The sequence below is a fragment of the Pseudomonas sp. GW821-FHT11D10 genome (genome assembly GCF_058808435.1).
Map to the genome: position 1 here is coordinate 97,813 of NZ_JBXARR010000002.1, position 26,159 is coordinate 123,971.

Below are 26,159 nucleotides of genomic sequence, written 5' to 3' on the forward strand. Positions count from 1 at the left end.
GATCTATCGATCAGGGCTTTTTTGTTTGCGCCGGATTGGCTAGGGCTCGATGCCCAGCTCATGCCTGACGAGACCGAGCAACTTGGCGGTATCAATCGGCTTGAGCAAAAAGTCCACCACACTCAAATGCATCGCCGCAATCGCGTCCTTCACGTCGGCATCGCCCGAGACAATGATGATCGGCATTGCCGCCCGTACCGACTCGCGCACCTGCCGGATCAGGTCCAGCCCGCCTACATTGCCCATCCGCAGATCGGTGATCACCAGGCCAATGGAAGGTTTCTCTTCGAGCATCTTCAGGGCGGACTCGCCGCTGGCCGCGGTCAGGCAGCGAATGCCATCCAGTGCCAGGATCTCCGACAACAACTCGCGGGCATCCTTGTCGTCGTCGACGATCAGTACCCGCTGCGGCGGCAGGTCGGGTTCCAGCATGACGGCGCTGAGCGCTTCCCGCTCGGCGTCGCTCAAAATATCGTGGTCGGACATGGCGTTCTCTACGTTTTCAAATCGATCCCCTGGCACAGTGGTCAGACATCGCTGGGCAGAGCTTCAATGTGCACTTCGTCGGATTTTTTTCCAAGGGGCGAATCGAAGAATTTCCGACTGATTTTGTAGGGCATATCCGAAAACTCCCCAACGGCATGCCCAACCTAGACTTACGTCCAATGGGCACCCCGCGCGATGGGGTCGACCATGGCTGCAACGATCCGACAACAACAATTCGAAAAAGACTGCGGTAATGGTTATGAGTAAAGCGGACGCCTTCACCCAGGCAGGGAAAACCGCGGTGTTGCAGAACATTCAAGGCACTTTGCAATTCCTCCAGCGCTTCCCCCCTTTCAATCAAATGGAACATGCCCACCTGGCCTATCTGGTGGAGCAATGCCAGCTGCGTTTCTACGGTCAGGGCGAAAGCATCATCAAACCCGCCGACGGGCCGGTCGAACACTTCTACATCGTCAAGCAGGGCCGGGTGGTCGGCGAGCGTCCGCACACGGCCAAGGGCGGCACCGAAACCACGTTTGAAATCACCACCGGCGAGTGTTTTCCCCTTGCCGCGCTGCTCGGCGAACGGGCGACCCGCACCGAACACCTGGCCGGCGAAGACACCTTCTGCCTGCAACTGAACAAACTGGCGTTCATCAAGCTGTTCGCCCTCTCCAACACCTTCCGCGATTTCGCCCTGCGCGGGGTCAGCAGCCTGCTCGATCAGGTCAATCAGCAAGTCCAGCAGAAAGCCGTGGAAACCCTCGGCACCCAGTATTCGCTGAACACTCGCCTGGGCGAATTGGCCATGCGCCATCCGGTGACCTGCAGCCCCTCCACCCCACTGCGCGAAGCGGTGAAGCTGATGCACGAACAACAGGTCGGCAGCATCGTCGCGGTGGATGAGCAAAAGGCGCCGCTGGGGATTTTCACCCTGCGCGATCTCCGGCATGTAGTGGCTGAAGGGGTTGGCGATTTCAGCGAGCCGATCGAACGCCACATGACGCACTCGCCGTTCTATCTGTCGCCGGATCACAGCGCCTTCGACGCGGCGATTGCCATGACCGAACGGCACATCGCCCATGTGTGTCTGGTCAAGGATCGACGCCTGTGCGGTGTGGTTTCCGAGCGGGATCTGTTCTCGCTGCAACGGGTCGATCTGGTGCATTTGGCGCGCACCATCCGCAGCGCCCAGCGGGTCGAACAACTGGTGACTCTGCGCGGCGAGATCGGCCAACTGGTAGAGCGCATGTTGGCTCACGGCGCCTCATCGACCCAGATTACTCACATCATCACCCTGCTCAACGATCACACCGTGTGCCGGGTAATCGAACTGACCCTCGCCGAAAAAGGCGACCCCGGCGTGCCATTCAGCTGGCTGTGCTTCGGCAGCGAAGGACGGCGCGAGCAGACGCTGCACACCGATCAGGACAACGGCATTCTGTTCGACGCACGGGATGCGGCCCATGCGGCGGAGATTCGCGGCAAGCTGCTGCCCATCGCCCAGCAGATCAACAACAGCCTGGCGCAGTGCGGCTTCACCCTGTGCAAGGGCAACGTCATGGCCGGCAATCCGCAGTTGTGCCTGTCCCGCGCCGAATGGGCCCGACGCTTTGCCGCGTTCATTCGCGAGGCGACGCCGGAGAACCTGTTGGGCTCAAGCATTTATTTCGACCTGCGGGTGGTGTGGGGTGATGAACAGGGTTGCGAGCAATTGCGCCGGGGGATTCTTGATCAGGTCGCAGACAACCGGCTGTTCCAACGGATGATGGCCGAGAACGCCTTGCGCAACCGTCCACCAGTAGGACGTTTCCGCGAGTTCGTGCTGACGAAAAAGAACGGCGAGAAAGCCACGCTGGACCTGAAAATCCAGGGCCTGACCCCGTTTGTCGACGGTGCCCGCCTGCTGGCGCTGGCCCATGGCATCGATGCCAACAACACCCTCGAACGCTTCCGCCAGCTTGTGGATAAAGAAGTCATCGACCGACTGGATGGCGCCGCGTACGAAGAGGCCTATCACTTCATTCAGCAGACGCGCATGCAGCAGCATCAACTGCAGACCCGGGAAAACCTGCCCTATTCGAACCGGGTCGATCCCGACAGCCTCAATCATCTGGACCGGCGCATCCTGCGTGAGTCCCTGCGCCAGGCCCAGCGCCTGCAAAGCAGCCTGACCTTGCGGTATCAGCTATGAGCCTGTTTTCGTGGCTGCGCCCGGCCAGCCCCGTTGTGCCGGACGACCTGCAACAGCGCCTGACGAAACTGCCGACCATCGGCGAACTGCGCGAATGCAGCCTGCGCGAACAGCGTTGGGTGGTGCTGGATCTGGAAACCACCGGGCTGAACCTGAGCAAGGATCGGGTGCTGTCGATCGGCGCGGTGGTGATCGAGGACGGTGCGATCGACTTCAGCCAGCAATTCGAACGCACCCTGCAATGCCGGGAGTTGAAACTCGGCCCGAGCGTGTTGATTCACGGTCTGGCCCCGAGCGCGATTGCCGCCGGCAGCGAGCCCACGGAAGCGCTGGTCGAACTGCTGGAGTTTATCGGCGACAGTCCGGTGCTAGCGTTTCACGCTTCGTTCGACCAGCACATGCTCGGCCGCGCACTGAAGGAACATCTGGGGCACAAGTTGCAGACGGTGTTTCTCGATGTGGCGCAGATCGCCCCGCTGGTTTGCCCGCAGGCGCAGATTCGCGAGGCGGGGCTGGACGAGTGGATCGACTGGTTCAAGCTCGAAGTCTTCGAGCGCCACCATGCGAGCGCCGACGCTCTGGCCACGGCGGAACTGGCGCTGATTCTGTTCAGCCGGGCACGCCAGCAGCAGATCCACAGCCCGCTGAATCTGCAGCAACGCCTGAGTCAGTGGAAACGCCGCCAGCAGACGCATTCGTTCTGAATTCGGGTTGTCGCCCGACAACCCGACCGGTGGCCAATTGCTAACCATTCCCACCTCTGCCACAATCGCGAACAATTCTCGTTAGTTAAAACTTCCCAGTCGGTGTCGTCGTGTCTTCAGCCCAAAGCCCTCACAGTGAGCTCGTCGGTGCGTTGTATCGCGACCACCGCGGCTGGCTGCTGGCCTGGCTGCGCCGCAATGTGGCTTGCCCGCAACGTGCCGAAGACCTGAGCCAGGACACCTTCGTCCGCCTGCTCGGCCGCGATGAGCTACTGACACCCCGCGAACCCCGGGCGTTTCTGGTAGCCATCGCCAAAGGCTTGTTGTTCGACTACTTCCGCCGTGCAGCGCTGGAACAGGCGTATCTGACCGAACTGATGCTGATCCCCGAGGGCGAACAGCCCTCGGTCGAAGAACAGCAACTGATCCTCGAAGACCTCAAGGCCATCGACCGCATGCTCGGCAAGCTGTCGACCAAGGCTCGCGCCGCTTTCCTCTATAACCGTCTCGACGGTCTGACCCACGCCGAGATCGCCGACAAACTCGGCGTGTCTGTCCCACGCGTGCGCCAGTATCTGGCCCAGGGCATCCGCCAGTGCTACATCGCGCTGTACGGTGAGCCGACATGAGCCCGGCCAGTTCTCGACCGGTCCCGGCTCATGTGCTGGATGCGGCGATTGCCTGGCAGTTGACCCTCGATTCCAGCACGCCACTGGAGCGCGAAGAGTTCGCCAAATGGCACGCGGCCAACGAAGAACACGCTCGCGCCTGGCGTCAGTTGGGCATGCTCGACCAGCGTTTCAGCGTGGCCAACGGCCCGGCACGCACCGCGTTGCTGCAATCGCGCGAAGGCATCCGCCGTCGGGTGCGCAAGCTGGGCAGCGGGCTGGCCAGTGTCGTGGCGGTGGTCGGTCTGGCGTTGTTTGCCAGCGAACGTTATCTGCCGCTGGATTACTGGCTCGCCGATCAACGCACCGCCACCGGCGAACAGCGCACCGTGCGCCTGGCCGACGGCACCGTGCTCAACCTCAATACCCACAGCGCGGTGGATGTCCGCTTCGATGAGAAGCAACGGCTGATCGTGTTGCAGGACGGCGAAATCCTCGTCGAAACCGGTCACGGCGATGCGCGGCCGTTCATCGTCGAAACCGCTGAGGGCAGCATGCGCGCTCTGGGCACGCGGTTCCTGGTCAAGCGCGAAGACGCCGGCACCCGCCTTAGCGTGTTGCAGTCGGCAGTGGCGGCGCATCCGCAATCCGATCCGCAGGAACAGATCCTGCGCGAAGGCCAGCAAGTGCTGATCCGCCACAACGGTCTGGATTCGGTGGTGGCACTCACCCCCGGCGCCGATGCCTGGACCCGCGGCATGCTGGTGGTGGACAACGCACGCCTGGAAGACCTGGTGCATGAACTCGGTCGCTATCGTCGCGGCCATCTGGGCATTGCGCCGGAAGTCGCCGACCTGCGCATCACCGGCAGCTTCCCGCTGCACGACACCGACAAGGCGCTGAACGCCCTGCTGCCGACCCTGCCGGTGCAGATCGAGCAGCACACGCCATGGTGGGTGACCGTGGCCAAGGCGGATCCGAAGCCCTGACATTCAGCGCTGCCTGAACAATCGCTGTCGCGAGCAGGTCGCGACAGAACCTTCACACCCCATGAAAACGGACTTTCTGCTGACTTTCGCAGCAATGTCGTTCGTTAATCGAAATTATTTTCATCCAGCCCTATCACTTTTCGAATCTCGTCCGGCACACAGGCAATTGAGAAATATTTCCATTCAGGAGCCGCCGTATGTCCCGTTCGCTAGACACCTTGTTGCGCCCCAGTTTGCTGGCGGTCGCCATTGCCCTCTGCACCCCGCTGGCCAGCAGCCAACTGATCGCCGCTGAACAGGCGTCGAGCGTCCGCGCCTACAACCTGCCGGCGGCTCCGTTGTCGACCACCCTGAACCAGATCGCCAGCCAGGGCGGCCTCACGCTGTCGCTGAACCCGTCGCTGGCGGCGGGCAAGACCTCGGCACCGGTCAACGGCCAATACGACGCGGCCGGCGCCCTGCGCGCGGCCCTGCGTGGCACCGGTCTGCAACTGGAACAGAGCAGTGCCGGCACCTACACCCTGGTCGCCCTGCCCGAAGGCGTGATGGCCCTGCCGGAAACTTCGGTGATCGGCGTGGAAAACTATGAAAGCGCCTGGGGCCCGGTCGAAGGCTACACCGCCACCCGCACCGCCGCCGGCACCAAGACCGACACCGCACTGGTCGAAGCACCGCGTTCGATTTCGGTCGCCACTCGCCAGCAAATGGAAGACCGCGGCGTGCACAGCCTCGATGACGCCGTGCGCTACATGCCGGGCATCACCGCCAGCAGCTACGGCAGCGACACCCGCGCCGACTGGCTGCGCGTGCGCGGTTTCGAACCGACCCAGTTCCTCGACGGCCTGCCGCTGCCAAAAGGCGTGTACGCCAACCCGAAACAGGAAACCTGGAACCTCGACCGTCTCGCCCTGCTGCGCGGCCCGGCCTCGTCCGTCTACGGCCAGACCCCGCCGGGCGGCCTGCTGGACATGGTCAGCCGTCGTCCGAGCGATGTGCAGAGCAGCGAAATCCAGCTGCAATACGGCAGCGACAACCACCGTCAGATCAACTTCGCCAGCACCGGCAAGATCGACGACGCCGGCCAGTTTCTCTACGGCCTCAGCGGTGTGGTGCGTGACAGCGGCACCCAGGTCGACCACGTCGACAACAAGCGCTACAACATCGCGCCGAGCCTGACCTGGAACATCGACGAGGACACCAAGTTCACCCTGCTGACCCAGTTCACCCGTGACGATACCGGCATCACCAGCCAGTTCCTGCCGGTGCAGGGCACCAAGATCGACATGCCGTTCGGCAAGGTTTCCCACCACAAGAATCTGGGCGATCCGGACTGGGAATACTACGACCGCACCTACTATGCGCTGGGCTATGCCTTCGAACATCGTCTGAACGATGTGTGGCAGTTCAAGCAGAACCTGCGCTACACCAAGTCGGATCTGTCGTTCCAGGGCATTACCGTCGGCTCGTATCCATTCACTCAAGTGGACAATGACGGCAACGTTGGCCGCACCACCACCATCGTCGACGAAGACATCAGCCAGTTCGCCGTGGACAACAACTTCCAGGCCGACTTCGCCACCGGCGACATCCGCCATACCCTGCTGCTGGGTCTGGATCACCAGCGCAGCAACACCAACTACACCTCGATCTTCGGCAGTGCGCCGGACATCAACGTGAACAACCCGATCCATGGTCAGCCGATCGTGCGTCCGGCGCGCTCCACCGCGTTCTACGATTACAACCAGAAAACCTACCAGACCGGCCTCTACGTGCAGGACCAAATGGCCCTGGACCAATGGCGCCTGACCTTGGGCGGGCGTGAAGACTGGGTGCACACCGGTACGAAGTTCATCAACAAGGCCGATGCGACCAACACCGACCGCGACAAGGCCTTCAGCGGTAACGCAGCAATCAGCTACGTGTTCGACTCCGGTTTCGTGCCGTACCTGTCGTACGCCGAATCCTTCCAGCCGACCAGCGGCGCCGACGCCTCTTCGACCGAATCGCTCAAACCGACCGAAGGCAAGCAGTGGGAACTGGGCATCAAATACCAGCCACCGGGCAGCAAGACCCTGCTGACGGCCGCGGTGTATGACCTGACCCAGAAAAACGTTTCGGTGAGCTCGTTCGTCAACGGCGTATCGATCACCAGCCAGACCGGCGAAGTGAAGGTCAAAGGCCTGGAGCTGGAAGCCGTCTCCGACGTCACCGACAACCTGAAGGTCATCGCCGCCTACACCCTGGCCAAGTCCGAAGTGCAGAACGGCGCCGACAAGGGCAACCGCCTGCAACTGATGCCGAATCAGCAAGCCTCGCTTTGGGCCGATTACACCTGGCACAGCGGTGTGCTCGACGGCTTCGGCATCGGCGCCGGCGCGCGCTACACCGGCAACACTTACGGCGACAAAGCCAACACCTGGCTGGGCAAGGCGGACGCCTACACCGTGTTCGACGCCGCCGTGCATTACGACCTCGGCCGTCTGGACAACAGCCTCAAAGGCGCGTCGCTGGCACTCAACGCCACCAACCTGCTGGACAAGGACTACATTTCCACCTGCGACAGCTTCTATTGCTACTACGGCGACCAGCGCAGTGTCGTCGCCAGCGCCACCTACAAGTGGTAAGCGCCTGAGCTGAAACAGGCCCTGCAACCAGGCCGTCCCTCGTGGACGGCTTTGGTGTTTTTGAAGGTCATGAAATGAAAAGTAAAACAATTCGCCGCTGGTCCTTCGTCCACACCTGGACCAGCCTGATCTGCACCGTGTTTTTGCTGCTGCTGGCCCTGACCGGCCTGCCGCTGATTTTCCATCACGAGATCGACCACCTGCTGGGCGATGCGCCCGAGTTGCGGGTGATGCCGGCGGACACGCCGCATCTGAACCTGGCGCAACTGGTCGAGGCGGCGGAAAAACATCGGCCCGGCGAAGTCGTGCAGTACTTCGGCTTCGAAGACGACGAGCCGAATGCCGTGCTGACGATCATGGCCAAGACCGCCGGCACCGAACCCAACTCCTCGCACACCTTCATGCTCGACGCGCGCACCGGCGAAGCCCTGGAAATGCCTTCGGCCAACGGCGGCCTGATGCTGTTCATCCTGCGCCTGCACGTCGACATGTTCGCCGACCTGCCGGGCAAATTGCTGCTGGCGTTCATGGGTTTGCTGTTCGTGGTCGCGATCGTGTCCGGCACGGTGTTGTACCTGCCGTTCATGCGTCGCTTGAAGTTCGGCACCGTGCGCCAGGACAAATCCACCCGCCTGCGCTGGCTCGACCTGCATAACCTGATCGGCGTGGTCACCCTGACCTGGGCGTTGGTGGTTGGCGTGACCGGCGTCATCAGTGCCTGCGCGGATCTGCTGATCGCCGCGTGGCGGGCCGAAGCCCTGACCACCCTGATCGCGCCCTACCGCGATGCCCCGCCGCTGACGCAGCTGGCCCCGGCCACCCGGGTACTGGACATCGCCGCAACCGTCACACCGGGTATGAAGCCGGACTTCATTGCCTTCCCCGGCACCCGCTTCTCCAGCGAACACCATTACTCGGTGTTCATGAAGGGCGGCACCCACCTGACCTCGCACCTGCTGACCCCGGTGCTGATCGACGCCAGCACCCTGCAAGTCACGGCGGTGGCAGAACGACCGTGGTACATGGACGCCATGGGCATGTCGCAGCCGCTGCACTTCGGTGACTACGGCGGCATGCCGATGAAAATCCTCTGGGCCACGCTGGACGTGCTGACCATCATCGTCCTCGCCAGCGGCGTTTACCTGTGGGTGGTGCGGCGCAAGGCCGCGAAACCGGTACTGGAACCGGCGGAGGCCTCTGCATGAAGCCGCGTCAGTCGAATTTCTGGAAGGTCTTCAGCACACCGCTGGTGATCGCGCTGCTGAGTGCGGCGGGCCTGTTCGCGGCGCTGCTGGGCGACGGGATATGGGACGGTTTGAGCTGGATTGGTCTGGGCATTCCGGCAGCCCTTGCCCTGCGCGGACTGCTGCAACGTCGCTGAACGGCTTGAGCCTGACGGGCAACGCGCTATGCTGCCCGTCTTGCCCTTGACCGAGACCCTGCCAATGTCCGCTCCCAGCATGACCCTGTTTCACAACACCCTGTCCCCGTTCGTGCGCAAAGTCATGGTGCTGCTGCACGAGACCGGCCAGCAGGATCGCGTCGCGCTGCAGGACTGCGTGCTCAGTCCTGTCAGCCCGGACGCCGCCCTCAACGCAGACAACCCGCTGGGCAAGATCCCGGCCCTGCGCCTGGCCGACGGCAATGTCATCCATGACAGCCGGGTGATTCTCGATTACCTCGACCACCAGCACGTCGGCAATCCGCTGATCCCCCGCGACGGCTCGGCCCGCTGGCGGCGCCTGACCCTGGCCTCGATGGCCGACGGGATCATGGACGCCTCGGTCATGGTGCGTTACGAGCAAGTGCTGCGCGCCCCGGAAAAACACTGGGAAGAATGGCTCGAAGCCCAGCGCGAAAAGATCCGCCGCGCCCTCGCCCTGCTGGAGCGCGACGCGATCGCCGAACTGACCTGCCACTTCGACGTTGCTTCGATCAGCGTGGCCTGTGCGCTGGGTTATCTGGATCTGCGCTTCCCGGATCTGGGCTGGCGGGACGCCAACCCGCAACTGGCCAACTGGTTCTTTGAAGTGAGCCAGCGACCGTCGATGATTGCGACGATGCCGAAGGCTTGACGCACCGGGCGGGAGGCAACGACGCAAAGATCAGCGTCATCAACACCTCTGCCTCCCGCTGCTCCTCACGCAACCCCACGAACCGGCTCATTGCACCGCTCCGATATCGAACTCCAGCGGTTTGGCCGGTTTCTGCCCGATCCCGTACCAGTCCAGATTGCGGGTCAGCACCATGAACACACCGAGCAGACCGAACAGCAGCAACGAGCCCATCAGCAGCGCGTAATCCTCGGCACTCAGCAAGCCGTAGAGCAAGCCGTACAACGCCGCCAGCCCCGCCGAAAAACTCAAGCCATGCCGCACGCTGCGCAGCACGTGGCAGACGTAGAATCCGATCAACAGCACACAACTGCTGGCCGACAACAGATACGCCAGGGCAAAACCGATGTGCTCCGACAACGACAGCAGCAACAGATAAAAGAACGCCAGCGCCACACCCACCAGCGCGTATTGCACCGGGTGCACCGCCAGGCTTTTCAGCACTTCGAACAGGAAGAAACCGGCGAACGTCAGGACAATGAACAGCAGCGCATATTTGATCGCCCGGTCGCTCTTCAGATACTGATCCACCGGATCGATGAAGCTCACGCCGAAACTGCGCCCGTTGAACGCCTCGCAATCATTGCCCGACACGCAGCGGCTCATCGCTTCTTGCAGGTTGGTGGAGAAAAACGAAGTCTGCCAATCGGCGGTGAAACCCTGATCGTTGATCTCGCGTTTGGCCGGCAGGAAGTTGCCGATGAAGCTTGGGTGCGGCCAGTTGGCAGCGAGGTTCACGCGGCTGGTCTTGCCCACCGGCAGCACCTGCAACGAGCCGGTGCCTTGCAGGCGCAGGTCGAAGCCGAAGGCCAGTTCCGTGGTCTTGCTGGTGTCCAGCGCCGGCAACGTCACTCGTACACCCTCGCCCAGCCAGCCAACCTGAGTGCCGGGCACGAAGTCCAGGCGCTGCGCACCCACTTCCAGCTTCAGCGCGTTTTCGATACCGCGAATGTCGCTGATACCGACCGCCAGGAACGGCGCATCGAACGTGTAATCGGAAAAATCCTCCTTGATCCCCAACTGCGCCGGCACCGAGAAATGGCCACTGATACGGTTGTCGGCATGGAACAGCCGCGCCTCGTAAATGCCCCGGGCGCGCAGCTCGGTCTGCACCTGGCCGTCGAGTTCAAAACGCTCCGGGAGGAAATACAGGCGTCCGCGCTCTTCGCCGATTTCCTGGTAGCGCTCGTCGCTCTTCTCTTTGGTCTTCCAGGTGCGTACCACCTTGCGATACGGCACAACCATCACCGGCCCGCTGAGTTGCTGGCTGTAGCTTGAGCTTCTGGCAATGTCTTCCAGCACACCGTCACGCAGTTGCTGGCGATCGTCGATGATGCCGTCGATCATCAACAGCGGCACCAGCAACACCAGGATCAGCAGGGCAATGGCCCCGAGTTTGAATGTCAGATTTCGGTTCATCGGAACGCTCCCTTGTTGGAATGGAGCGAGTCTGCAAACGCCGTGTGGATTTGTTATGGAGGTTGTGTGGGCTTTACGTGGAAATACCTGTAAAACGCTGTTCCACGAAAGACACCACCCGCCCTTCCGGGCACCAACGGACAAGACTGGAATAAAGGACTATTGGATTGCGCAACAACTCTTTCGATCTGATCAGGCACGTGGCCGCGTTATTGGTGCTGGTCAGCCACCACTTCGCACTGAGCGGTTTGCAGGAGCCGGGCATCACTGGCTACAACTCGCTGGGCGGGATTGCAGTCATCGCCTTCTTTTCGATTTCCGGCTTGCTGATTACCCACAGTTTCCTCAATGCCAAGGGCCTCACTGACTATCTGGGCAAACGTGTCGCGCGGATCTTTCCAGCGCTGATCGTTTGCGCCTTTCTCATGACATTTGTGGCCGGCGCGCTGTTTGCCGAGGGCTATGTGACGAGCCCCGCCGTCCTGATCGACTTTCTGCGCATCTCGCTGTTCGGTCGGGCGAACATCGAGCCCGTCACTGACGGGTTTATCTTCAGCGAGTCTTTCAACGGCAGCCTCTGGACGCTAAAAATCGAATTCGCTTTTTATCTGCTGGTGGCGGTGGTGCTGAGTCTGCACCGACGGGCGACGGCAGCGGGCGCGTTGCTGGCATTGTTCTGTGTGGCGACCGTTGTGCTGGGCAACGGTCCTGCCACAGCGCTGACTCAGAAGCTGGCGGTGTATGGATGTGCCGGCATCGCGTTTTTTGCCGGATCGCTGCTGGCCTTCTACAAGCAATTGCTGAGCGACAGACGCCGATTGGCAATCATGCTGGTGGCCTGTGTCGCGGTTGCTTTTCTGGCGATCGGGACACCGATGGCCGGGGTGATTGTCACCCTGTGCATCTGCCTGGCCACCCTGAGTGTCGGCCTGCTCTACGTCGATCGCACCATCCGGGGTCGATTCGACCTGTCCTACGGCATCTACCTGTACGCGTTTCCCGTACAGCAGTTGGTGACCAACAAGACATCGCTGACGTTCGTGCCGTCCATGCTGCTGTCGGCGCTGATCGTGATCGTGCTGGCCATCGCCTCCTGGCACTGGGTCGAGCGACCGGCGCTGCGATGGGCGCATCGCCGAAACAAGGCTCGAATCAACGAGGCAGCAACGCCGTCCTGAGCGGGCGACGGTTTGCCGGGCGGATCACGGCAGGTGCAATTGCACCTGCACGCCCCCTGCCAGGTTCTCGATGCGCAGAGAACCACCGTGCAGCTTGATCACTTCCTCGACGAAGTTCAGTCCAAGCCCCGTGCTTTTGCGCCCGCTGTCAGGACGCGGCAATGAATAAAAACGCTCGGTCAGACGCGTCAGCGCGTAATCGGGGATAGGCGCGGCCTCGTTGAACAGGCGAAACACAATCTGGCCGCCAACCCGCTCGGCATCAAATCTCAACAAGCCCTTGGGCGGCGTGAAGTCCAGCGCGTTCTCCAGCAGATTGCCCAAGGCCTGGCGCAGCAGAAACGGCTCGCCGAGCAACGCCAGATCGGCGGGGATGGCCCGTTCGATTCTCAGTTGCCGCCCTTCAATCCGTGCGGTCTGTGCCTGCAAGACTTCATCGATCAACGCCGCGAGCGGCACGGCGACACGTTCTTCCAGACCCTGACGCTGCTCCACCTGAGCCAGATCGAGCAGGCGCTCGATCAACTGCTGCATCCGGGCACTTTCACTGTCGATGTTGCCGACAAAGCGCATTCGCTGATCCGCCGGCATCTCGCCCTGCAACAACTCGGCGGCACCGCGGATCGCCGCCAGCGGGCTCTTCAATTCATGGGTCAGGGTGTGCACATAGCGCTCGACGTAGGCCTTGCCTTCGAGCTGGGTGCGCATCTGTTCCACGGCGGTCGCCAACTGCTCCAGTTCGCCGCCGCGATAGTGCGGCACCGCCACCCGCCGGCCCTCGCTCACGGCCTGGGCGTAGACGGTCAAGCGGTGCAACGCGCGGCTCAGCCACCACGACAGCACGGCGCCGAGCACCAGGCCGAGGCCAATCAATCCGGCGCCGTAACCGAGCAAACGGCGTTCGGTGCGATCGACGTAGGGTTGCAGTGAACTGTTGGGTTTGGCCACGGTGACCACGCCGATGATCGCGCCGTTGTCGCGGATCGGCGCACCGACGTGCATCACTGAAGAACTCGGATCATTCGGGTCACTGCGGCTGGAGCGTGCGCCGTATTCGCCGCGCAGGGTCAGGTAGACGTCGTTCCAGCGCGAGTAGTCCTGGCCGACCGCGACACCGCTGGAATCCAGCACCACGATGCCCTTGGCGTCAGTGACGTAGATGCGGTGGTTGACCTGGTTTTTCGCCAGGCCCCAGATCGTCGCCTTCGGCTGACGTTCGCCATAAGCGCGGAGCAGTTCCGGCCAGCGATTCTGGTTGAGGGTGCCGGCCTTGAAGTCGTCCCGCAAGATTTCCGCCATCAGGTTGGCGGTGTCGACCAGGGTTTCTTCGGTGGACTGGCGCACGCCGGGGCGGATTTCTTCCATCACCGTGTTGAGCACGAAATACCCGGTGAGGCCGATGAACAGCACGTACACCAGGAAAATCCGCAGCCCCAGCGACATCAGCTGTGCCCCGGGCTGTAGCTGTAGCCAAGGCCGCGATGGGTCTGGATCGGCTCGGCCTCGGCGCGCACCAGACGCAACTTGGCGCGCACACTTTTGATGTGGCTGTCGATACTGCGCTCGTAACCGGCATCCGCCGCCACGCCCAGCGCATCGAGCAGTTGCTCGCGGCTGAACACCCGTTCGGGTTGTTCGAGCAGGCATTGCAGCAGACGGAATTCGTGGCGGGTCAGGCTCAGGGGCTGGCCGCGGTAGCTGATCTGTACGCGTTCGGGATCGATGCGAAACAGCGCTGAGGACGCTTCAATGACCGGGCGTGGCGCCATGCGCTTGAGGATTGCCCGGACCCGCGCCGCCACTTCTCGAGGTGAAAACGGTTTGACCACGTAATCATCGGCGCCGATTTCCAGGCCCACCACGCGGTCGATCTCGGCATTGCGCGCGCTGAGGAACAGCACCGGCACCTCGCTGAAGCGACGCAATTGCTTGCAGGTTTCGAAGCCGCTGATGTCCGGCAGGCCGATGTCGAGGATGATCAGATCCGCCGGGGTCTGGCGCTGATGCTCCAGCGCCGCTGCACCCAGGCTCAGCCAGGTCGTGGTGAAGCCCTCGCCCTGCAAGGCAAAAATCAGCGTGTCGGCAATCGCCGCTTCGTCTTCGACAATCAGGATATGAGGCATGGCGTCCGAGCCTGTGGGTTAAGTGCGCGAACGGTGCCCCAAGCCCGGCGTTACGTCAATGAGACCACTTGGTTTAGCAGTCCGGCTTGTCCGCCGTGAAGCGTCGTGCCGGGTTCACCGCCGCGCCGAACTCGCGCAGGGCCTTGGCACCGATCAGCAACGGGTAGTTGAAGTTGCTGCGGTCGGTCAGGTTGACCTCCACGGTACGCTTGACGTCGCCCAGGCACAGCTCCAGATCGACCACCGGACGCTTGGCCACTTCGGTGCTTTCGCCCTCGTCTTCTTCATCCGAGCGGCTCTTGATCTTGCTGATCCGCGCGACCTTGTGCTCGTACACCTTGTTGCTGGCGTCCTTGGTAGCCAGACGGAAACGCACCCAGTCTTCGCCGTCGCGTTTGAACGTCTCGATGTCCTTGGCCGACAGCGAGGCGGTCAGTGCGCCGGTGTCCATCTTGGCCTTGAGCACTTCGCCGCCGATTTCCGGCAGCGCGATGTATTCGTAACGACCGTACAAGGTCGGTTCGGCGGCGAGCACCGGCAGGGCGACGAGGGAAAGCAGTGCAAGGAGGGATTTCACGTAAGGGGCTTCCTTGGGAAATGGGGGCGTCAGACGCGAGATTTTAGACCGTTGTTTACTTGATCGTTCCCGGCAGGTTATCGCCCCACAGGTGAAACATTCGTCACCGGCGGATTTGGCCTGCCGACCGAAGCCACTTATCATGGCGCGCCCATCCGTTTTCCAAGAGTTGCTTATGCGCCGCCTGCTCACCGGCTGTTTCGTCACCCTGCTGCTGTTGTCCAACACCCTCGTGCTCTTTGGCCCGCTGATGGTGTTCGCCCTGCTCAAGCTGATCCTGCCGGGGCGCTTTCGCGACTACGCCTCATGGGCGGTGATGTGGATCGCCGAAACCTGGGCGGAAATCGACAAGCTGATCTTTCGCCTGTGCATCCCCACCCAATGGGATATTCGCGGCGGCGAAGACCTGCGCAGCGACACTTCCTATCTGGTGATCAGCAACCATCAATCCTGGGTCGATATCCCGGCGTTGATCCAGACTCTCAACCGGCGCACGCCGTTCTTCAAGTTCTTCCTCAAGAAGGAGCTGATCTGGGTGCCGTTCCTGGGCCTGGCCTGGTGGGCGCTGGATTACCCGTTCATGAAGCGCTACACCAAGGCGTTCCTGGCGAAGAACCCGGAGCTGGCCGGCAAGGATCTGGAAATCACCAAGGCCGCCTGCGAGCTGTTCAAGCGTCAGCCGGTGACGGTGGTGAATTATCTGGAAGGCACGCGTTACACCGCTGCCAAAAGCACTCAGCAGCAGTCACCGTTCAGCCACCTGCTCAAGCCCAAGGCCGGCGGCGTGGCGTTCGTACTGGCGGCGATGGGCGAACAGCTGGACGCGATTCTCGATGTGACCGTGGTTTATCCACAGCAGAAGATTCCGGGGTTCTGGGACCTGATCAGCGGCAACGTGCCGCGCGTGATCATCGATATCCAGACCCGCGAGCTGGATCCGGCCCTGTGGCAGGGCGATTACGAAAACGATCCGGTGTTTCGCGAGAAGGTCCAGAACTGGGTCAACCAGCTCTGGACGCTCAAGGATCAGCGCATCGCCGAACTCAAGGGCGAGCGCCGCTGAGTCAACCGTTGGTGCCGGTGCCCCAGATGCTGCCCAGACTTTGCAGCAACGAACCGCCGACACCCTGCTGACCGAGGTATTGCAGGAGGATAGGGGCAAACTGGCCGACCATCCCGCTGTCCATGCCCAACGCACCGAAGGCGTTGTTCAGGTCATTGGTGTCCTTGACGTTGCCCAGCGCATTTTCCAGCCCGGCGGACTTGCCCGAAGAGCCGAGCAAGCCGCTCAACGCCGCCAGATTACCGCTGCCGCCCGACAGCTTGTCGATGCCCGGCACTTCCTTGGCCAGCTCGGAATAATCCGTGTTGCTGAGCTGATTCTTCGCCAGCCCCAGCATGGCACTGGTGCCGCCGACCGCTTGCTGCGGCGTGACGTTCAGCGCGCTCAAGGCACTCAACAGACCGGCGGTTTCCGACGTCGGCGCTGCGGCGGCGGCCTTGTCCCCGCCCTGCATGCCCGATACCGCACCGGCCACGTCATTCAAACTGAAACCGGCAAACACCGGCCCTGCCGCCAGGGTCAGGAGCGATGCCAGGGCAAAACCGCGTGAAATCTTCATTCAGACATCCTCTTGTGGCGTGAAGACCGCCCGGATACAGGCGATCAAACTGCCGGTTTGACCGGGATTACGTCGTCATGTTCCCCCAGGAAAAAGCATGTTTCTTCGAACCGTACGCCTGGAAACAGCTCTTCGTCAGTTCACTTTCTTCTTAATCCGGCGAGCATTATTACAAAGACAACTTAGAACCTGTCATTTCTGACAGTAGGAAATACAACGGGGAAAATGGAAGATCGGAGCTCCAATCATGTAATGGAGTACGGACAATGAAACTTCAACTTTTCGCAGGTACCTTGGTTTGTCTGGCAATGATGAGCACTGCTCAGGCAGTCACTTGCCCGGAGGTCTCGGTGACCGATACGGGCGGCGCGGAAGACCTGAAATTCACTGGTGCGCGCATTAAAGACGGGAAAAATCTCATCTGCCAGCAGGACGGCACAAACAATCTCGGCGCCACTACTGTTTTAAGATCAGAAAAAAAGATCAAGCCCACAGGACCAAACTGGAACAACAATGAATGTACCGTCACCGACGGTGATGCCAAAAAGTGCTCAGTTAAATTGTGAGTCAGGTTGCAAAAAAAAGAGCAACCATAGGTTGCTCTTTTTCATGGCTGAAACTTACGCCGCACTGAACAACTTGTGCGGATCAATCACAAACTTCTTCGGCACGCCGGCATCGAACTCGCCGTAACCTTCCGGCGCCTGGTCGAGGCTGATGACCTGCACGCCCACCACTTCGGCGATGTTGATGCGGTCCCACATGATCGCCTGCATCAGCTGACGGTTGTATTTCATCACCGGGGTTTGCCCGGTGTGGAAGCTGTGGGATTTGGCCCAGCCGAGGCCGAAACGGATGCTCAGGCTGCCCATTTTTGCGGCGGCATCGACAGCGCCCGGATCTTCAGTCACGTACAGGCCCGGAATACCGATCTTGCCAGCTACGCGCACCACGCCCATCAGCGAGTTGAGCACGGTGGCCGGGGCTTCGGATTTGACGCCGTCATGACCATGACCACGAGCTTCGAAACCAACGCAGTCCACCGCGCAATCCACTTCAGGCTCGCCCAGCAGCGCGGCGATCTGTTCGTGCAGCGGGGTGTCTTTCGACAGGTCGACCACTTCAAAACCCTGAGCCTTGGCGTGAGCCAGGCGGATGGTGTTGACGTCGCCGATGATCACCACCGCAGCGCCGAGCAAACGGGCGGAGGCGGCAGCGGCCAGACCAACGGGACCAGCGCCCGCGATGTAAACAGTGCTGCCCGGACCAACGCCAGCAGTAACGGCGCCGTGGTAACCGGTAGGCAGAATGTCGGAGAGGCAGGTCAGGTCACGGATTTTCTCCATGGCCTTGTCGCGGTCCGGCAGTTTCAGCAGGTTGAAGTCGGCATACGGCACCAGCACGTATTCGGCCTGGCCACCGGTCCAGTCGCCCATGTCGACGTAACCGTAGGCACCGCCGGCACGGGCCGGGTTGACGGTCAGGCAGACGCCGGTGTGTTGCTCCTTGCAGGAACGGCAGCGCCCGCAAGCCACGTTGAATGGAACGGAGACCAGGTCGCCGATTTTCAGGTTCTCGACGTCGGAGCCTTTTTCGATCACTTCACCAGTGATCTCGTGGCCCAGCACCAGACCGGTCTGCGCCGTGGTCCGGCCGCGCACCATGTGCTGGTCGGAGCCGCAAATGTTGGTTGAAACCACACGCAGGATGACACCGTGCTCGATCTTCCTGCCGCGCGGATCCTGCATTTTCGGATAGTCGATTTTCTGTACTTCGACCTTGCCAGCGCCGAGATACACCACACCACGATTGCCAGACATGCTTTCACCTCGCTGTTGTTTTTATGGAACCGCGCCGCCCAGGCAGGCAGCGCGTTAAGTGCTCGGGTTATTGCTTGTTGGTTTTGCGTTGCTTGTGACTCAAAGAACGACGGTGCGATTGGCGTTCAAAAACACCCTCCGCTCAATGTGATACCCGACGGCCCGGGCCAGGGTCAGGCCTTCGATGTCGCGGCCCTTGGCGATCAGGTCTTCGGGGTAATGACTGTGATCTACCGCCTCGACGCCCTGGGCGATGATCGGCCCCTCGTCGAGGTCGTTGTTGATGTAGTGCGCGGTGGCGCCCACCAGTTTCACGCCCTTGTTGTAGGCCTGGTGATACGGCTTGGCGCCCTTGAAGCCCGGCAGCAGCGAGTGATGAATGTTGATCGCCTTGCCATCGAGCTTGCGGCACAGCTCCGGTGACAGCACCTGCATGTAGCGGGCGAGGATCACCAGTTCGGCGCCGGCCTCCTCGATCACCTGCCACACCTGCCGCTCCTGGGCCGGTTTGTCGTTCGGGTCGAGGGGGAAATGGTAGTAGGGAATCTGGTGCCAGTCGGCCAGCGGCTTTAGGTCCGGGTGGTTCGACACCACCGCCGCCACGTCCATCGACAACTGGCCGATGCGCTGGCGATAGAGCAAGTCGTTGAGGCAGTGATCGGCCTTGGAGACCATGATCACCACTTTCGGCCGGTAGTTCGGCGCGGTCAGCTCGAAGATCATGCCGAACGCCTGACCGCGTTCGGCGAGGCCGGCGCGGAAGGATTGCTCGTCGAAGCCGTCGGGCTGACGGAATTCCACACGAATGAAGAAACGCCCCGAGAGGCGATCATCGAACGAGTGGTGCTCGGTCACGTAGCAACCCTGCTCGAACAGAAAACGCGTCACCGCGTCCACGGTGCCGAGAACGCTGGGGCAGTCGGCGGTCAGAATCCATGTATCCGGGGCGCGGCTCATTGTCGTTTTTCTCCTCTACTCGTCCCCACGCACAGCGTGGGAACGATCATTACGCCTGAACGCTAAGGCCGTATTCGGCGGACGCATCCTGCAACCACAACCACCAGTAATCCGAGAAGCTGCGACGGATCAGCAGTTCCCAGGTGTCTTCGGCGGTGTGGCGAATCATCAGCTGCGACTTGGCGAACACCGTGCCCACAGCCTTGCCGACCGGGAAGTTGTTCGGGTGCACGTCGTAGCTGGTGGATTTCATCAGCACCTGACGCACGTTCGGGCCGCTCAATTCCAGCACTTGCTGGCCGCCGCTGACGTTGACGATTGCGATGTGCAGATCCCCCAGCGCTTCGCGCAGTTTCTGCTCGGCGGCGAACTCTTCACCGCTCGGCACGATCAGCAGCCACTCGTCCGGGCCCATCCATTGCAGGCTGGTTTCACCTTTGACGATCACGCTCAGGGCGCCCGGCAACTCGATGCCCAGCGCCTTGTGCACGCCGGCCGCGAACGCGGCATCGTGGCCGTCGCCACGGATGGTCAGATGGCCGAGGAGTTTCTTCTCGCGCACGGTCACGCCGGCGGTCTTGCGGCCCTTGCCGACCAGGCTGGCGAGGTCGGCGTGATGCAGCGACGACTCGGCCTTGGCCCCGGTGGTCGGGCGTTGTTGGTAAACGTTGGCTGCGGTCATAAAGCACCCTTCCTGAATTCGGTGTCGCTCCCGCGCCAGGCGCGGGAGCGATCAATTAGATGTTCTGGCGATCGCCTTTCGGATCGAAGAACACCGAAGAAACGATTTCCGCCTCGATCACGCTGCCATCCGCCAGCGGTGCGAACACCCGCTCGCCCAGACGCTTCAGACCGCCCTTCACCACGCCCATGGCAAACGAATAGCCGAGGGAGTTGTGCGCGTAGCTGGAGGTCACGTGGCCGACCATGGTCATCGGGATCGACTGCTTGGTGTTGAACACCAGCTGTGCACCTTCCGGCAGCCATACGTTTGGATCGATCGGCTTCAGGCCCACCAGCTGCTTACGCTGGTCACGCACGCAGTCTTCACGGTTCATGCCGCGCTGGCCGATCCACGAGAACGGTTTGGTGCGACCGACGCACCAGCCCATGTTCAGGTCGTCCGGGGTCATCGAGCCGTCGGTGTCCTGGCCGACGATGATGAAGCCCTTCTCGGCCCGCAAAACGTGCATGGTCTCGGTGCCGTACGGCGTCAGGTTGTACTGCTTGCCGGCCTCGACGATTTTTTCCAGCACGCCCATCGCGTAGTCGGCCTGGACGTTGACTTCGTATGACAGCTCGCCGGTGAACGAGATGCGGAACACCCGCGCCGGCACACCGCCGACCAGACCTTCTTTCCAGGTCATGAACGGGAACGCTTCATTGGCCAGGTCGATGTCGGTCACGGCGCTGAGCAGCTTGCGGCTGTTCGGGCCGGACAGGGTCATGGTCGCCCAGTGGTCGGTGACGGAGGTGAAGTACACCTTCATCTCTGGCCATTCGGTCTGGTGGTACAGCTCCAGCCACTGCAGTACGCGAGCCGCGCCGCCGGTGGTGGTGGTCATGACGAAATGGTTGTCGGCCAGACACGCCGTCACACCGTCGTCGAAGACCATGCCGTCTTCCTTGCACATCAGGCCGTAACGGGCCTTGCCCACGTCGAGCTTGGTCCAGGCGTTGGTGTACACGCGGTTGAGGAACTCACGGGCGTCCGGGCCCTGGATGTCGATCTTGCCCAGGGTCGACGCGTCCAGCAGACCGACGCTGTCGCGCACAGCCTTGCATTCGCGTTTGACGGCGGCATGCATGTCTTCGCCGTTTTTCGGGAAGTACCACGGACGTTTCCACTGGCCAACGTCTTCGAACTCGGCGCCGTTTTTCAGGTGCCATTGATGCAGTGCGGTGTAACGCACAGGTTCGAAGATGTGCCCGCAGTGACGACCGGCTACCGCGCCGAAAGTGACCGGCGTGTAGTTCGGACGGAACATCGTGGTGCCCATCTGCGGGATGGTCACGTTCAGCGAACGGGCGGCAATCGCCAGACCGTTGACGTTGCCGAGCTTGCCCTGATCGGTGCCGAAGCCCAGCGCGGTGTAGCGTTTGACGTGCTCGACCGACTCGAAACCTTCGCGGGTCGCCAGTTCGATGGCGGCGGCGGTCACGTCGTTCTGCAGGTCGACGAATTGCTTCGGCGCCCGTGCAGTGGCTTTTTCATGAGGCACCTGGAACAGCGCCAGCGTCGGTTCTTCCAGACGGCTCAGGGCTTTCGGCAGGACCGCTTCGACGCTCTGGAACCCGGCTTCGGACGCAGCGCGCACGCCGCCTTCAAAACCGTCGGCCAGGGAATCGCCGAGACCGTAGACGCCGTTGATGCCACCGACACACACGCGTTTCTGCGGTGCTTCGCCCGGTACGAAACCGAGGATGTCTTCGCGCCAGATCGGCTTGCCGCCGAGGTGCGATGCCAGGTGAACCACTGGGCTGTAACCGCCGGAGCTGGCGATCAGGTCGCAGTCGAGCCATTCGCCCGGGCTAGTGACCTTGTGGCCTTTGACATCGATCGCCGCCACGCGGGCAGCGGTCACGTGCTTGCTGCCACGGGCTTCGATCACGGCGCTGCCGGTGAGGATGCGAATGCCTTTGGCGCGCGCTTCTTCCACCAGTGCGCCGCGCGGATTGCTGCGGGCATCGGCGATGGCGACCACTTGCAGGCTGGCGTCGAGCCAGTCCAGCGCCACGCGGTAGGCGTGATCGTTGTTGGTCGACAGCACCAGTTTCTTGCCTGGTGCCACGCCGTAACGGCGCACGTAAGTCGAGACGGCACCGGCGAGCATGTTGCCCGGCACGTCGTTGTTGCCGTAGACCAGCGGACGCTCGTGAGCGCCGGTCGCCAGCACCACGCGCTTGGCGCGGACGCGGTGGATGCGCTGACGCACCTGGCCGATCGGAGCGCGGTCGCCGAGGTGATCGGTGAGGCGTTCGTGAATGGTCAGGAAGTTGTGGTCGTGGTAACCGTTGACCGTGGCGCGCGGCAACAGCAGCACGTCCGGGGTGTTCTTCAATTCGGCAACGACGCTGGCAACCCACTCCACGGCTGGCTTGCCGTCGAGGCTTTCGCGGGAGTCGAGCAGGCTGCCGCCGAACTCTTCCTGTTCATCGGCGATGATCACGCGGGCACCGCTGCGGGCAGCAGCCAGTGCTGCGGCCAGACCGGCCGGGCCGGCGCCGACGATCAGCACGTCGCAGTGCTGGTTCATGTAGTCGTAGGTGTCCGGATCGTTCTCGGTCGGCGAGCGGCCAAGGCCGGCAGCCTTACGAATGTACTTCTCGTAAGTCATCCAGAACGATTGCGGGTACATGAAGGTTTTGTAGTAGAAACCCGGCGGCATCAGCTTGCCGCCGACCTTGCCGAGAATCCCCATCATGTCGTTGTTGACGCTCGGCCAGCCGTTGGTGCTGGTGGCGACCAGGCCTTGGTACAACGCCTGTTGCGTGGCGCGCACGTTAGGGATCTGGGTGGCTTCGGTGGCACCGATCTGCAGCACCGCGTTCGGCTCTTCGGCACCGGCGGCGAAGATGCCGCGCGGACGCGAATACTTGAAGCTGCGGCCAATGATGTCGACGCCGTTGGCCAGCAATGCAGCGGCCAGCGAGTCGCCTTCAAACCCTTTGTAGGTCTGGCCGTTGAAGGTGAAGCTCAGCACTTTGTTGCGGTCGATCCGTCCACCGTTGGACAGGCGATTGGTCTGGCTCATACCTTCTCTCCCAGCGCCGTCGTGGCTGTTTTCGCAGTGTCAGCCTTGTCGGTGAATTGCGGCTTGGTGCCGATCTTGTAGGTTTCGAGAATCTCGTAGGTCACGGTGTCGCGGGTGACGTTGAAGTACTGGCGGCAACCGGCGACGTGATCCCACAACTCGTGGTGCAGACCGCGCGGGTTGTCGCGGAAGAACATGTAGTCGCCCCACTCCTCGTCGGTGCAGCTTGCAGGGTCCAGAGGACGCGGGATGTGCGCCTGGCCGGATGCGTGGAATTCCTCTTCGGAGCGCAGTTCGCCGCAGTGAGGACAGAAGATATGCAACATGGGATTTCTCCTGTTAGTGGGCGACAGCCGCAGCGCCGTGTTCGTCGATCAACGCACCGTTGTGGAAACGGTCGATGGAGAAAGGTGCGGCCAGCGGGTGCATTTCACCCTTGGCCAGACTCGCGGCAAACACGTTGCCCGAGCCAGGTGTGGCCTTGAAGCCGCCGGTGCCCCAACCGCAGTTGAAGAACATGTTCGGTACCGGAGTTTTCGAAATGATCGGGCAGGCGTCCGGCGTGGTATCGACGATGCCGCCCCATTGACGGTTCATGCGCACCCGCGACAGCACCGGGAACATCTCGACGATGGCCTGGATGGTGTGTTCGATCACCGGGTACGAACCGCGCTGGCCGTAGCCGTTGTAGCCGTCGATACCGGCGCCGATCACCAGGTCGCCCTTGTCGGACTGGCTGATGTAACCGTGCACGGCGTTGGACATGATCACGCTGTCGATAATCGGCTTGATCGGCTCGGACACCAGCGCCTGCAGCGGGTGCGATTCGATCGGCAGACGGAAACCGGCGAGCTTGGCCATGTGCCCGGAGTTACCGGCGGTGACCACGCCGACGCGCTTGGCGCCGATGAAGCCCTTGTTGGTTTCAACGCCGATGCACACGCCGTTTTCCTTGCGGAAACCGATCACTTCGGTCTGCTGGATCAGGTCCACGCCCAAGGCGTCGGCGGCACGGGCAAAGCCCCACGCCACGGCATCGTGACGGGCCACGCCGCCGCGACGCTGAACGGTTGCGCCCATCACCGGGTAGCGGGTGTTTTTCGAGCAATCGAGGTACGGAATTTCGTCCGCGACTTGCTTGGCGTTGAGCAGTTCGCCGTCCACGCCGTTGAGGCGGTTGGCGCTGACCCGACGCTCGGAATCACGAATGTCCTGCAGCGTGTGGCACAGGTTGTAGACGCCGCGCTGGGAGAACATCACGTTGTAGTTCAGGTCTTGCGAAAGGCCCTCCCACAGTTTCATCGCGTGTTCGTACAGGTGCGCCGACTCGTCCCACAGGTAGTTGGAGCGAACGATGGTGGTGTTGCGCGCGGTGTTACCGCCGCCCAGCCAGCCCTTCTCGACCACGGCCACGTTGGTGATGCCGTGCTCTTTCGCCAGATAGTAAGCCGTCGCCAGACCGTGCCCGCCGCCGCCGACGATGACCACGTCGTAGACCTTTTTCGGGGTCGGCGTGCGCCACATGCGCTGCCAGTTTTCGTGGTGGCTGAGGGAGTGTTTGAAGAGGCCGAAGCCCGAATAGCGTTGCATAGTCATGTACTCCAGAACGCTCAGCGATAAACCGGGAAGTCAGCGCACAGGGCCGAAACCTGCTGGGCGACGTTGGCCTCGACATCGGCATCGCCGAGGTTGTCGAGGATGTCGCAGATCCAGCCGGCCAGCGTCACGCACTGGGTCACCTTGAAGCCGCGGGTGGTCACCGCCGGGGTGCCGATGCGCAGGCCGGAGGTCACGAACGGCGACTGCGGGTCGTTCGGTACGGCGTTCTTGTTGACGGTGATGTGCGCGCGACCGAGGGCGGCGTCGGCGTCCTTACCGGTGAGGCCCTGACGGATCAGGCTGACCAGGAACAGGTGGTTGTCGGTGCCGCCGGACACTACATCGTAGCCACGTTTGATAAATACGCTCGCCATCGCCTGGGCGTTGTCGATCACTTGTTGCTGATAGGCCTTGAAGCCCGGCTCCAGCGCTTCCTTGAAGCACACGGCCTTGCCGGCGATAACGTGCATCAGCGGGCCGCCCTGGGCGCCGGGGAATACGGCGGCGTTGAGTTTCTTCTCGATTTCTTCGTTGGACTTGGCCAGGATCAGGCCGCCACGCGGACCGCGCAAGGTCTTGTGGGTGGTGGTGGTGACCACGTCGGCGTACGGCAGCGGGTTCGGGTACAGACCGGCAGCCACCAGACCGGCGACGTGAGCCATGTCGACGAACAGCAGCGCACCGACCTTGTCGGCGATCTGACGGAAGCGCGGGAAGTCGAGGGTTTTCGAGTAGGCCGAGAAACCGGCGACGATCATTTTCGGTTTGCACTCGACGGCCAGACGCTCGACTTCGTCGTAATCGATCAGGCCGGTCTTGGTGTCGATGCCGTACTGCACGGCGTTGTACAGCTTGCCCGAGGACGACACCTTGGCGCCGTGGGTCAGGTGACCGCCGTGGGCCAGGCTCATGCCGAGGATGGTGTCGCCGGCTTGCAGCAGGGCCAGGTACACGGCGCTGTTGGCCGAAGAACCGGAGTGCGGCTGGACGTTGGCGTAATCGGCACCGAACAGTTGCTTGGCGCGTTCGATGGCCAGCGCTTCGACCTTGTCGACGTGCTCGCAGCCACCGTAGTAACGCTTGCCCGGATAGCCTTCGGCGTATTTGTTGGTCAGGCCGCTGCCCTGAGCTTCCATGACGCGTTTGCTGGTGTAGTTCTCCGACGCGATCAGCTCGATGTGATCTTCCTGACGTTGCTCCTCGGCATTCATCGCCGCCAGCAGTGCATCGTCGTAACCCTGGATCTGGTCTTGCTTGCTGAACATCGCGTCTCTCCCAGCGGCATCTGTGCGCCATTCGTCTCGGTAAGGCACGGCGTTCAGCCAGTGCCCTTTGATGCGATGGTATGGCCGGCGCAGGGAGGTCAAATGCCTACGGACGCCACGCAAAG

Annotated in this window: 24 protein-coding genes; 11 read left to right on the forward strand and 13 right to left on the reverse strand. The window is 62.0% G+C overall.

What is annotated here, in order from left to right; all coding sequences use genetic code 11:
- Positions 1-39: 39 nt before the first annotated feature.
- Complete coding sequence (locus AC1RT4_RS06840; RefSeq protein WP_085609066.1) at positions 40-486, reverse strand: response regulator; 447 nt, start codon at positions 484-486, stop codon at positions 40-42.
- 253 nt (positions 487-739) lie between these two features.
- On the opposite strand from AC1RT4_RS06840, the gene AC1RT4_RS06845 reads away from it, so the two are divergent.
- The 8 genes from AC1RT4_RS06845 to AC1RT4_RS06880 all read left to right on the forward strand — a co-directional run bounded on the left by AC1RT4_RS06845 (position 740) and on the right by AC1RT4_RS06880 (position 9,680).
- A complete protein-coding gene (locus tag AC1RT4_RS06845) occupies positions 740-2,680 on the forward strand; it encodes a putative nucleotidyltransferase substrate binding domain-containing protein (protein WP_493084591.1) in 1,941 nt (646 codons plus the stop codon).
- Positions 2,677-3,384 carry a 3'-5' exonuclease gene (locus tag AC1RT4_RS06850; protein WP_493084593.1) on the forward strand — a complete coding sequence of 236 codons (708 nt, stop codon included), beginning with the start codon at positions 2,677-2,679 and terminating at the stop codon, positions 3,382-3,384. The genes AC1RT4_RS06845 and AC1RT4_RS06850 overlap by 4 nt, the downstream gene beginning before the upstream one ends.
- A gap of 110 nt (positions 3,385-3,494) precedes the next feature.
- On the forward strand, positions 3,495-4,013 hold the full coding sequence (locus AC1RT4_RS06855; protein ID WP_039768032.1) for an RNA polymerase sigma factor: 519 nt from the start codon (positions 3,495-3,497) through the stop codon (positions 4,011-4,013).
- A complete protein-coding gene (locus AC1RT4_RS06860) occupies positions 4,010-4,981 on the forward strand; it encodes a FecR domain-containing protein (protein ID WP_493084595.1) in 972 nt (323 codons plus the stop codon). Before AC1RT4_RS06855 ends, AC1RT4_RS06860 begins: the two co-directional genes overlap by 4 nt.
- Positions 4,982-5,178: 197 nt before the next feature.
- On the forward strand, positions 5,179-7,605 hold the full coding sequence (locus AC1RT4_RS06865) for a TonB-dependent siderophore receptor (RefSeq protein ID WP_493084597.1): 2,427 nt from the start codon (positions 5,179-5,181) through the stop codon (positions 7,603-7,605).
- Between the two features lie 74 nt (positions 7,606-7,679).
- Entirely contained in the window at positions 7,680-8,810 is a 1,131-nt protein-coding gene (locus tag AC1RT4_RS06870) for a PepSY-associated TM helix domain-containing protein (protein WP_273904272.1), read from the forward strand.
- The gene (locus AC1RT4_RS06875; protein ID WP_493084600.1) at positions 8,807-8,986 is read left to right on the forward strand and encodes a hypothetical protein; all 180 of its coding nucleotides are present in this window, start codon (positions 8,807-8,809) and stop codon (positions 8,984-8,986) included. Before AC1RT4_RS06870 ends, AC1RT4_RS06875 begins: the two co-directional genes overlap by 4 nt.
- A 64-nt stretch (positions 8,987-9,050) precedes the next feature.
- The gene (locus AC1RT4_RS06880; protein ID WP_493084602.1) at positions 9,051-9,680 is read left to right on the forward strand and encodes a glutathione S-transferase; all 630 of its coding nucleotides are present in this window, start codon (positions 9,051-9,053) and stop codon (positions 9,678-9,680) included.
- An 87-nt stretch (positions 9,681-9,767) separates the two neighbouring features.
- Here AC1RT4_RS06880 and creD read toward each other — a convergent pair whose 3' ends face one another.
- Positions 9,768-11,138 (reverse strand): cell envelope integrity protein CreD, encoded by a 1,371-nt coding sequence (gene creD, locus AC1RT4_RS06885; RefSeq protein WP_493084604.1) that lies wholly within the window; start codon positions 11,136-11,138, stop codon positions 9,768-9,770.
- A gap of 167 nt (positions 11,139-11,305) precedes the next feature.
- On the opposite strand from creD, the gene AC1RT4_RS06890 reads away from it, so the two are divergent.
- Positions 11,306-12,316, forward strand: a complete 1,011-nt coding sequence (locus AC1RT4_RS06890; RefSeq protein ID WP_493084606.1) for an acyltransferase family protein — start codon at positions 11,306-11,308, stop codon at positions 12,314-12,316.
- A 24-nt stretch (positions 12,317-12,340) separates the two neighbouring features.
- Here AC1RT4_RS06890 and creC read toward each other — a convergent pair whose 3' ends face one another.
- From creC to rloA2, 3 genes are all read right to left on the reverse strand, one after another.
- Positions 12,341-13,759: a two-component system sensor histidine kinase CreC gene (creC, locus tag AC1RT4_RS06895; RefSeq protein WP_493084608.1), complete on the reverse strand. Its 1,419-nt coding sequence runs from the start codon at positions 13,757-13,759 to the stop codon at positions 12,341-12,343.
- Positions 13,759-14,439 carry a two-component system response regulator CreB gene (creB, locus tag AC1RT4_RS06900; RefSeq protein ID WP_007959816.1) on the reverse strand — a complete coding sequence of 227 codons (681 nt, stop codon included), beginning with the start codon at positions 14,437-14,439 and terminating at the stop codon, positions 13,759-13,761. Before creB ends, creC begins: the two co-directional genes overlap by 1 nt.
- A gap of 73 nt (positions 14,440-14,512) precedes the next feature.
- Complete coding sequence (gene rloA2 / locus AC1RT4_RS06905) at positions 14,513-15,016, reverse strand: retropepsin-like aspartic peptidase RloA2 (protein ID WP_007959815.1); 504 nt, start codon at positions 15,014-15,016, stop codon at positions 14,513-14,515.
- A gap of 175 nt (positions 15,017-15,191) precedes the next feature.
- Between rloA2 and yihG the strand changes: the two genes are divergently transcribed.
- Entirely contained in the window at positions 15,192-16,079 is an 888-nt protein-coding gene (gene yihG / locus AC1RT4_RS06910; protein WP_085608923.1) for a 1-acylglycerol-3-phosphate O-acyltransferase, YihG family, read from the forward strand.
- Position 16,080: 1 nt separating this feature from the next.
- On the opposite strand, the gene AC1RT4_RS06915 is transcribed toward yihG, so the two are convergent.
- Positions 16,081-16,638 (reverse strand): DUF2780 domain-containing protein, encoded by a 558-nt coding sequence (locus AC1RT4_RS06915; protein WP_007959813.1) that lies wholly within the window; start codon positions 16,636-16,638, stop codon positions 16,081-16,083.
- A 266-nt stretch (positions 16,639-16,904) separates the two neighbouring features.
- On the opposite strand from AC1RT4_RS06915, the gene AC1RT4_RS06920 reads away from it, so the two are divergent.
- Positions 16,905-17,204: a hypothetical protein gene (locus AC1RT4_RS06920; protein ID WP_493084611.1), complete on the forward strand. Its 300-nt coding sequence runs from the start codon at positions 16,905-16,907 to the stop codon at positions 17,202-17,204.
- Between the two features lie 54 nt (positions 17,205-17,258).
- On the opposite strand, the gene fdhA is transcribed toward AC1RT4_RS06920, so the two are convergent.
- The 7 genes from fdhA to glyA form a co-directional block, all read right to left on the reverse strand.
- Positions 17,259-18,458 carry a formaldehyde dehydrogenase, glutathione-independent gene (fdhA, locus tag AC1RT4_RS06925; RefSeq protein ID WP_007959809.1) on the reverse strand — a complete coding sequence of 400 codons (1,200 nt, stop codon included), beginning with the start codon at positions 18,456-18,458 and terminating at the stop codon, positions 17,259-17,261.
- 99 nt (positions 18,459-18,557) lie between these two features.
- A complete protein-coding gene (gene purU / locus AC1RT4_RS06930; RefSeq protein ID WP_007959808.1) occupies positions 18,558-19,415 on the reverse strand; it encodes a formyltetrahydrofolate deformylase in 858 nt (285 codons plus the stop codon).
- 49 nt (positions 19,416-19,464) lie between these two features.
- Entirely contained in the window at positions 19,465-20,097 is a 633-nt protein-coding gene (locus tag AC1RT4_RS06935; RefSeq protein WP_064599941.1) for a sarcosine oxidase subunit gamma, read from the reverse strand.
- A 55-nt stretch (positions 20,098-20,152) separates the two neighbouring features.
- Positions 20,153-23,170 carry a sarcosine oxidase subunit alpha gene (locus AC1RT4_RS06940; RefSeq protein ID WP_085608922.1) on the reverse strand — a complete coding sequence of 1,006 codons (3,018 nt, stop codon included), beginning with the start codon at positions 23,168-23,170 and terminating at the stop codon, positions 20,153-20,155.
- Entirely contained in the window at positions 23,167-23,496 is a 330-nt protein-coding gene (locus AC1RT4_RS06945; protein ID WP_007959805.1) for a sarcosine oxidase subunit delta, read from the reverse strand. Before AC1RT4_RS06945 ends, AC1RT4_RS06940 begins: the two co-directional genes overlap by 4 nt.
- 13 nt (positions 23,497-23,509) lie before the next feature.
- Positions 23,510-24,760 (reverse strand): sarcosine oxidase subunit beta, encoded by a 1,251-nt coding sequence (locus AC1RT4_RS06950; RefSeq protein WP_003206307.1) that lies wholly within the window; start codon positions 24,758-24,760, stop codon positions 23,510-23,512.
- 20 nt (positions 24,761-24,780) lie between these two features.
- Positions 24,781-26,034: a serine hydroxymethyltransferase gene (gene glyA, locus AC1RT4_RS06955; RefSeq protein ID WP_007959804.1), complete on the reverse strand. Its 1,254-nt coding sequence runs from the start codon at positions 26,032-26,034 to the stop codon at positions 24,781-24,783.
- Between the last annotated feature and the right edge of the window lie 125 nt (positions 26,035-26,159).